Source organism: Kitasatospora sp. NPDC059571 (assembly GCF_042735675.1).
Classification (GTDB): Bacteria; Actinomycetota; Actinomycetes; order Streptomycetales; family Streptomycetaceae; genus Kitasatospora.
This window is the reverse complement of record NZ_JBHWBW010000441.1, coordinates 2,920-6,622: the sequence shown is the minus strand read 5'-3', so window position 1 is coordinate 6,622 and position 3,703 is coordinate 2,920. Positions and strand designations below refer to the sequence as shown.

Sequence of the window (3,703 nt, the reverse complement as noted above, 5' to 3'; positions counted from 1 at the left end):
GGCTCTCAATACCCCCCCCCCCCCCCCCCACACCCCCCCGCCCCCCCCCCCGCCCCCCCCCCGCCCCCCCCCGCCCCCCCCCCCCCCCCCCCGCCGCCGTGCCGGATCCGCACCCCAGGGCAGGAGTCCGCTGTGATCACCGAAGAACGCACCCCGCCGGCGCCGGGGCCCGCCCGCGACGCCGACAAACTGGTCTCGATGCTGGTCCGCCCCGGCGCCGACCCCGGCGGCCCGCCGTGCATCGTGGCCGGCGGGCGGACCTGGACCAGGGGCCAGGTGCGGGCCGAAGTGGCGCGCACCGCCGAGCGGCTGCGTGCCGCCGGGGTGACCGGCGGCAGCCGGGTGCTCGCGCTGCTCGACCACGACCCGGCCGGGGTCTTCTTCCTGGCCGCGGCCAGCGCGCTCGGCCTGCGGGTGCTGATGCCGTACAACCTCCAGGCCGCCGCCGTCCCGGAGTGGCGCACCATCGTCACCACCGCGCGCCCCGACGCCGTGGTGCACCTCAAGGCCGACCCGGCCGGGCTGGACGAGCTGCGCGGACTCGGCGCCCCCGTGGTGCGGCTCGCGCCCGAGGACACCCCCGCGCCCGAGGGCGCGGGCCCGGTGGTCGAGCACCCCGCGCCGGTCGGGAACTTCCTGGTGCTCTTCACCAGCGGCACCACCGGCGCGCCCAAGGCGATCAGCATCTCCGAGGAGCTGATCTGCCGCCGCGTCGAGACCGTCACCGGACACCTGCTGTTCTCCGCCGACGCCCGGATCTTCATGTCCGGCCTGCTGAACAACACTACCGGCGTGATCTTCTCGTTCGGCGCGCTGCTGCACGGCGCGGTGCTGGTCTTCCCGCGCGGCCGCGACCTCGCCGACTGGCCCGCCCAGGTCGCCGAGCACCGGGTCACCCATGTGATGCTCCGCCCGATCGCGATGAAGCGCTTCCTGGCCGCGGCCCCCGGCGCCGACCTCTCCTCGCTGCGGGTGGTCGCCTACGGCGCGGCCGCGATGCCGCGCGCGGTGCTGGAGGAGGGCCGCCGGGCGCTGCCCTGCGCCTGGGTGCAGGGCTACGGGCTGAGCGAGACCTTCGGGCCGTTCAGCTGGCTCGACGAGCAGGCGCACCGCGAGCAGCGCTACCGGCGGCACGCCTACAACGTCGGCCGCCCGGACGACACCCTGGAGGTCCGGCTGCTGCCGGTGGAGGGCCACCCCGAGGGCGTCGGCGAGGTCGCGCTGCGCGGCGCCGCCCGGATGGAGGGCTACCTCGACGCGGCCACCGGCGCCGTCGAGCCGCCCGGGGAGTGGCTGCGCACCGGCGACCTCGGCCTCTGGAGCCCGGACGGCGACCTGGTGCTCAAGGGCCGGCTCAACGCCTCGCTGATGAGCGCCAACGGGCACCGGATCTACCCGGAGGAGGTCGAGGCGGTGTTCGCCGAGATCCCCGGCGTGGACGAGGCGGTGCTGGTCGGCGTGGCCGGCCGGGAGACCCTGGCCGAGCGGCCGGTGGCCTGCCTCGCCGGTCCGCTGGCCCGGCGGGCGCCCGACGAGATCCGCGCGGTGGTCACCGAGCGGCTGACCGGCGTGCTGAGCCGGGAGAAGTGGCCCGACCTGATCTGGGCCAGCCCGGAGCCGTTCCCGAAGAGCGCCAACGACAAGGTCCGCAAGGGCGAGGTGGTGGCGGCCGTGGACCCGGCCGCGCTGATCGCCCTGACCGGGGAGGACGTCCGATGACCACGGCCAGGCCGCGCCCGCCGCGCGTTCCGGAGGCGCTCTTCACCGGCGCCGGCTACTTCCTGCCGCGGCTGATGTTCCTCAACGCCCGGTACGCGCCCCAACTGCACTGGGGCGACGTCGCGGTGGCGCTGGACGGCTTCGCCGCCGAGGTCGACCTCGGCTCGGCGGCGTTCTGGGTGGAGTGGCTGGAGCGCTGGGAGGCGCAGGCCGGGCGGTGGGAGGCGGTCGCCGACCGCGCCACCACCGCGGCCGGCCGGTCCCGGGCGCTGCGCTCGGCGGCGGCCTGCCACCACTGGGCCGAGTTCATGTACTTCGACGACGCCGCGGTCAAGCTCCGGCTGCGGCAGCGGATCCGCGAGCTCACCCGGCAGGCCCTGGCCGGCGGCGAACTCGACATCTCGTACGGCGAGCTGGAGCCGGACGAGCCGTGCGGCCCGCGGGTGCCGTACCAGCTGATCCTGCCCCCGGCGGCGGTGCGCCCGGCCGGGCCGCTGGCGTGCGTGATTCTCTCCAACGGTCTGGACTCGGTGACCGAGGTCGAGGTGCTCTCGCTCGCCGAGGCGTACCTGGAGCGGGGCATCGCCGCGCTGCTGTTCGACGGCCCCGGCCAGGGCGTGCACGTCGGGCAGGTGCCGCTGCGGATCGAGATGGAGTCGGTGGTCGCCCGCCTGCTGGAGGTGGTGCGGGCCGACGAGCGGATCGATGCCGGGCGGCTGGGCTTCCTCGGGGTGAGCTTCGGCGGGTACCTCGCGCTGCGGGTGGCCCAGGAGCTCGGCGCGGAGTTCCGCTGCGTCGTCAACCTGTCGGGCGGACCGCTGATTGCTCCTTTCGAGGGACTGCCGCGGCGGCTCAAGGACGACTTCCGGTTCGCCCTCGGGTGCGACGACGACCGGGAGATCCAGGCGCGCTTCGACAAGCTGCGGATCGACCCCGCGGCCCGGCCCGCCACCGAGGTGCTGAGCGTGCACGGCGCCCTCGACGACATCTTCCCGCTCGCCGCCCTCGCCGACCTGGACGAGGCCTGGGGGGCGGGCCACCGGCTCGTGGTGCACGAGCGCGAGGCGCACGTCTGCCTCAACCTGATCAACGTCTGCAGCCTGGACGCAGCCGACTGGGTGGCGGAGCGCCTGCTACCCCCATCGACGAAGAGGAACCCATGACAACCGTGAACCCGACGGGCAAGGTCGCCATCGTGACGGGCGGCGCCGGCGGCATAGGCAGCGCCGTCTCGCAGGGCCTGGCCGCCGACGGCCACCACGTGGTGATCGCCTACCGCAGCTCCGCCGAGGCGGCCAAGCAGCTGGTGGCCGGGATCGAGGCGACCGGCGGCTCCGCGGTCGCCGTGCAGGCGGACGTGGCCGACGCCGCCCAGGTGACCGCGCTGTTCGGCCACGCCGCGGACCGCTTCGGCCGGATCGACATCGTGGTCAACAACGCCGGCACGATGATCCCCCGCCCGCTCGCCGACCTCGACACCGAGATCCTCGACGCGGTGTTCGACGTCAACGTGCGCGGCGCGCTGAACGTGCTGCGCGAGGCCTCGGTCAAGCTGGCCGACGGCGGACGGATCGTCAACATCTCCTCCACCCTGGTGCAGGAGCCGATCCCGGGCTCCGGCGCGTACGCGGCCAGCAAGGCGGCGCTGGAGCTGTTCGGCAAGGTCGCGGCGAAGGAGCTGGGCCCGCGCGGCATCACGGTCAACTCGCTGCGGGTCGGCCCGACCGTGCCGGGCATGTTCAGCCAGGCGCCGGCCGAGCGGCAGGCCGCGATGGCGGCCGCCTCGCCGTTCGGGCGGATGGGCCGTCCGCAGGACATCGCGGACGTCATCTCGTTCCTGGCCGGCGACGCCGGCCGGTGGATCACCGGGCAGGTCGTGACGGTGGACGGCGGCGCCACCGGCTGATTTGGCCGGGCCCGCGGGCCGGGGTCGCCGCACCGGGCGGGGACCCCGGCCCCCGCACGTCACCGGCCCCCCCCGTGA

General features: G+C 75.5%; 3 protein-coding genes. All 3 read left to right on the top strand.

Annotation, left to right across the window (positions count from 1 at the left end; genetic code table 11):
* The first annotated feature begins 132 nt into the window (after positions 1-132).
* From ACFV0G_RS32275 to ACFV0G_RS32265, 3 genes are read left to right on the top strand one after another with little or no spacing between them, the layout of a single operon-like run.
* Positions 133-1,719 (top strand): AMP-binding protein, encoded by a 1,587-nt coding sequence (locus tag ACFV0G_RS32275; RefSeq protein WP_380555685.1) that lies wholly within the window; start codon positions 133-135, stop codon positions 1,717-1,719.
* Positions 1,716-2,882 carry an alpha/beta hydrolase family protein gene (locus ACFV0G_RS32270; RefSeq protein WP_380555683.1) on the top strand — a complete coding sequence of 389 codons (1,167 nt, stop codon included), beginning with the start codon at positions 1,716-1,718 and terminating at the stop codon, positions 2,880-2,882. Before ACFV0G_RS32275 ends, ACFV0G_RS32270 begins: the two co-directional genes overlap by 4 nt.
* Positions 2,879-3,625, top strand: a complete 747-nt coding sequence (locus ACFV0G_RS32265; RefSeq protein ID WP_380555681.1) for an SDR family oxidoreductase — start codon at positions 2,879-2,881, stop codon at positions 3,623-3,625. Before ACFV0G_RS32270 ends, ACFV0G_RS32265 begins: the two co-directional genes overlap by 4 nt.
* Positions 3,626-3,703 lie beyond the last annotated feature (78 nt).